Genomic DNA, 4479 nt, shown 5'->3' with positions numbered 1-4479 from the left:
CCGCCAGCTGGGCGTGCGGTGGCGCACCGTGTGGTCCGCGATCAAGCCGATACTCACAGCCGCGGCCGCCGATGAGTCCCGCTTCGCCGGCATGGTCGACCTCACCGTCGATGAGAACGGGCAGGTCAGAGCACGTCTGCTCGACCTGGTCCAGGGCCGCACCAAGGCCGCCTACGCCGACTGGCTCACCCAGCGCGGCGAAGAGTTCACCGCCGGAGTGGACGTGGCCACCCTCGACCCGTTCCAGGGGTACAAGACCGCGATCGATGAGGAGCTCGCCGATGCCACCGCAGTCCTGGACGCCTTCCACGTCGTGGCCCTGGGGACCAAGTGCGTCGATGAGGTCCGCCGGCGGGTGCAGCAGGACACCACCGGGCACCGCGCCCGCTTGGGCGACCCCCTGTACGGGATACAGAACATCCTGCGGGCCGGGCAGGAGAACCTCACCGACAAGCAGCGGGCCCGGATCGAGCGGGCGTTCGCCGCGCGCGAGGAGCACGAGGCGGTCGACCTGACCTGGCAGTGCGCACAGCAGCTGCGCGCGGCCTACAAGCAGGCCGACAAGACCGAGGGCCGCAAGATCGCCGAGCGCATCGTCGACTCCTTCCCCTCCTGCCCGACTCCCTTCAGATCGCCCGCCTGGGCCGGACCCTGCGCAAGTGGAAGGAGGCGTTCCTGGCCTACTTCCACACCGGCGCCACCAACGGCGGCACCGAGGCGATCAACGGCCTCATCTGTGCTCCACCGCCGCATCGCCCGAGGACTCACAAACTTCGAGAACTACCGCCTCCGGATGCTCCTCATCGGCGGAGGGCTGAACCTATGACCCCACCCTCAAAGACGAAGAGCCGCTTTACGGGACCATCGGTGCCCTCGTGCTGCGCGGCGTCTTCATCGCCTTGGGCGCCGCGGCACTCTCTGCGTTCGACTGGGTGTTCCTCCTCTTCGGCCTGGTGCTGGTGGCGACTGGCGCCAAGTTGTTACGCGACGCGATGAAGCAGCGCCACCACGAGATCGCCGCGGCCGACATGCGCATCGTGCGGCTTGTTCGTCGGCTGATGCCGGTCACCGATACCTACGAGGGCTCCAAACTCATCACCCGGGTGCAGGTCGGCACCGCGACCAAACGCGCGCTGACGCCGTTCGCCCTGGTCGTCATCGCCGTGTTTGCCACCGACGTCATCTTCGCCATCGACTCGGTGCCGGCGGTCTACGGCATCACCGGCGACCCCTACCTCGTCTTCGCCACGAACGCCTACGCGCTGCTCGGGCTTCGCGCCCTGTACTTCGTCCTCCAGGGGGCACTGGCCAAACTGGTGCACCTCAGTTACGGCCTGGCCGCGATCCTCGCCTTCATCGGCATCAACTTGCACTGCACTGGGCACACCTGCAGTGGACGGCAGTTCCGGAAATCCCGACCCTGGCCTCGTTGGCCGTCATCATCGCCATCCTGGCCCTTACCGTGACGACCTCGCTGATCGCGGCGAAACGTGCCACACGGAGGGAATCCACCGACGCTGCGGCCCGAGAGGTGCGAGAGGGCGCATCCGCGGGTGACAAGTAGCTACCATCGGCGACTGGTCGCCGCCCCGGACAGCCGCTGGTCGGCAACACTGGGCTGTGGGGTAGCCCACAGCTGCCTAGTTGCGCAGCGCGCGGACGATCCGCCCGCAGGTCGGACATCGTGCGATGCGAGATGCCTCCACCTCGATCACCTCCAGCGCTTGGTGCGGCGACGACGGGCTGGTCGCAGCGAGGGCGCGCCCTGGCCGTGGACGGCGATGGCAGAGACGGGGGCCAACCTGTCGTGCAGTTCCCGGGCCAACCGGACCCGCTCCTCCGACTCCACCTGCTCCATCCGCCCTTCCCGGGCACCCGCAGGCGCGTCTGCCAACCGTCGGAAAGTATCAAAGTGCTCACCCAGATCCCGGTCCAAGACCGGCCCTGACCCGCTAAAGCACAGTCAGGGCCGGTCTCCTCCGCCGGGGTGGACGGCCCAACTCACGCCTCGATGACCACCGGGACCACCAGCGGGTTGCGCCGGTGCTTGCGGAAGGCCCACTGGGACACGGCCCTGGCGATGCGCTTCTCGAGCTCCTGGGAGTCGCCGATGCCCTGCGACGCCGCCTCAGCGAGGGCGGCCTCGATTGCGGGGACGGACGCCGCAAACATCTTCTCGTCGGTGCCCAGCCCCCGGGCCAGGAAGTCCGGCGGCTCGGCCAGCCGACCGGTGTCCGCGTCGACGAGTGCCACGACGGTGACCGTGCCCTGCTGGCTCAGCGTGAGCCGGTCGCGCAGCTCGTCCTCGGTGACGTCGCCGACGCTGCCCGCCGAGACATAGACGTAGCCCGCGCGAACCTTGCCGGTGACCGCGACCCGCCCGTCGATGAGGTCGACGACCATGCCGTCGTCGACGACGATGACCCGGTCGGGATCGATGCCGGTGGAGATCGCCAGGTCGGCGTTGGCGCGCAGGTGCCGCCACTCGCCGTGCACCGGCATCACGTTGCGCGGCTGGATGATGTTGTAGCAGTAGACGAGCTCGCCGGCGCTGGCGTGACCGGAGACGTGCACCTTGGCGTTGCCCTGGTGGACAACCTTGGCACCCCAGCGGGTCAGCCCGTTGATGATCCGGGAGACCGCATTCTCGTTGCCAGGGATGAGCGAGCTGGCCAGCAGCACGGTGTCGCCCTCGCCGATGTGGATCTGGTGGTCGCGGTTGGCCATCCTCGACAGCGCCGCCATTGGCTCACCCTGGGAGCCGGTGCAAATCAGCGTCACCTTCTCAGGCGGGAGGTCATCCAGCGCCTTGGGGTCCACGATGAGCCCGCGCGGCACCTTTAGATATCCCAGGTCCTGGGCGATCTTCATGTTGCGCACCATCGAGCGGCCGACGAAGGCCGCCTTGCGCTTGTGCGCGGCGGTGGCGTCCAGGACCTGCTGAATGCGGTGTATGTGGCTGGCGAAGCTGGAGACGACTATCCGCCCCGGCGCGGTCCGGAAGACGGTGTCGATCGCCGGCGCCAGGTCCTTCTCCGCCATGATGAAGCCGGGCACCTCGGCGTTGGTCGAGTCGACCATGAAGAGGTCCACGCCCTCCTCGCCGAGCCGGGCGAAGGCCCGCAGGTCGGTGATCCGGTCATCGAGGGGGAACTGGTCCATCTTGAAGTCACCGGTATGCAGCACCGTGCCGGCCGACGTGCGCACGAACACGGCCAGGCCGTCGGGGATGGAGTGGTTGACCGCGACAAACTCGCAGTCGAAGGGCCCGAGCGTCAGCCGGTCACCCTCAGCGACCTGCGTGGTCCTGGGCTTGATCCGGTGTTCTTTGAGTTTGGCCGAAAGAAACGCCAGGGTGAGCCGGGAGCCGATGACGGGGATGTCGCCGCGCTCCTTGAGCAGGTAAGGCACCGCACCGATGTGGTCCTCGTGCCCGTGGGTGAGGACGACGCCCACCACGTCCTGCAGCCGGCCCCGGAGGAAGGAGAAATCCGGCAGAATGACGTCGACGCCGGGCTGGTTCTCCTCGGGGAAGAGCACCCCGCAGTCGATGATCAAGAGCTTGCCGCGGTGCTCGAGCACGGCCATGTTGCGGCCCACCTCCCCCAGGCCGCCGAGCGCCACCACCCGCAGGCCGTTGCGCGGCAGGGACGGCGGTGGCTTCAGTTCGGGATGCGGATGGCTCATGGGACTCCTCTGGTCGGGGACGTGCGGACTCTTACGGTCTACGGTATGCGGTGCGTCGTGGGCGGATAGACAACGGTTGCGGTGGCGCCTAGGGATCGGACTACCAGTTGCCCTAATTACTGGTAACACCTCATGTCAGCTTGCTCAGGAGCGACGACGCAACTTAGCGTCATTCTGACTAGGTGGTGTCGGCGATGTCACGGTCACCTTCGAGGGCGCAGCAACTGACGTTCACATCGTGCGTCTTCGGGGTTAACGGGTCCCGACGAGCGCTGAGTAGCTCGGTCTGCGGGACCGGGGCACCCATCCTCCTCGTCGAGTTCCTCTCCGTCGATCTGGGGCAGGGTGCTTGCGTCAGTCCGCGACAACAGGGGCCACCGTGACGAACTCGACGTGGGGCCCGCTCTCGACCGCGAGGTCGAAGCCGTCGCCTTGGCGCCCCCGCACGACCGTTCCCTGCGCCGTCAGCCGAGCAGCCGCGGCCTCCACCTGACGCTCGCGAATGCGCAGGGCTGCGGCATCCCCTGTCCCCCGGACAGCCGCCACGGCCACGGTCGATTCGTCTAGGGCCTGGAGCTCCTGTGCCAGCGCGGTCGCCCAGCTTGTCTTCACCTCCGCGTCCGGGAGCAGGTCCAACGAGGCGTCGACGGCCACCTCGACGCGCCCGCCGCCAACGTCATACCGCCACGTCCGGGGGTAGCCGTCCTCAACACTGGTCACCAAGAGGTAGTCGCTCGCCGACCTCGGGTCTCCCAGCACGACGCCGTCACACAGCGTGTCGCGCAGATCGTG

At 67.9% G+C, this 4479-nt stretch carries 4 protein-coding genes and 1 pseudogene; 2 read left to right on the top strand and 3 right to left on the bottom strand.

Going from position 1 to position 4479, the window contains the following annotated elements; translation table 11 throughout:
• Positions 1-826: pseudogene (locus Q4P07_RS14070) on the top strand (ISL3 family transposase); the annotation flags it as partial.
• A gap of 49 nt (positions 827-875) precedes the next feature.
• Positions 876-1466 (top strand): hypothetical protein, encoded by a 591-nt coding sequence (locus tag Q4P07_RS14065; RefSeq protein ID WP_303375544.1) that lies wholly within the window; start codon positions 876-878, stop codon positions 1464-1466.
• Between the two features lie 245 nt (positions 1467-1711).
• Here the strand turns inward: Q4P07_RS14065 and Q4P07_RS14060 are convergent, their stop codons facing one another.
• The 3 genes from Q4P07_RS14060 to Q4P07_RS14050 form a co-directional block, all read right to left on the bottom strand.
• A complete protein-coding gene (locus Q4P07_RS14060; protein ID WP_303375543.1) occupies positions 1712-1894 on the bottom strand; it encodes a hypothetical protein in 183 nt (60 codons plus the stop codon).
• 107 nt (positions 1895-2001) lie between these two features.
• Positions 2002-3687 carry a ribonuclease J gene (locus Q4P07_RS14055; RefSeq protein WP_303375542.1) on the bottom strand — a complete coding sequence of 562 codons (1686 nt, stop codon included), beginning with the start codon at positions 3685-3687 and terminating at the stop codon, positions 2002-2004.
• Positions 3688-4041: 354 nt separating this feature from the next.
• Positions 4042-4479: hypothetical protein (locus Q4P07_RS14050; RefSeq protein ID WP_303375541.1), on the bottom strand; the 438-nt coding region annotated here is incomplete at its 5' end.

This window comes from Ornithinimicrobium sp., from assembly GCF_030537745.1.
Lineage (GTDB): Bacteria > Actinomycetota > Actinomycetes > Actinomycetales > Dermatophilaceae > Ornithinicoccus.
Note: the sequence above shows the minus strand (reverse complement) of the source record. Positions and strands in the feature narration are given on the sequence as shown.

Bases quoted from the DNA above. Each gene is read 5' to 3' on its own strand.
- Q4P07_RS14055 (WP_303375542.1), bottom strand. From the start codon at position 3,687: ATGAGCCATCCGCATCCCGAACTGAAGCCACCGCCGTCCCTGCCGCGC.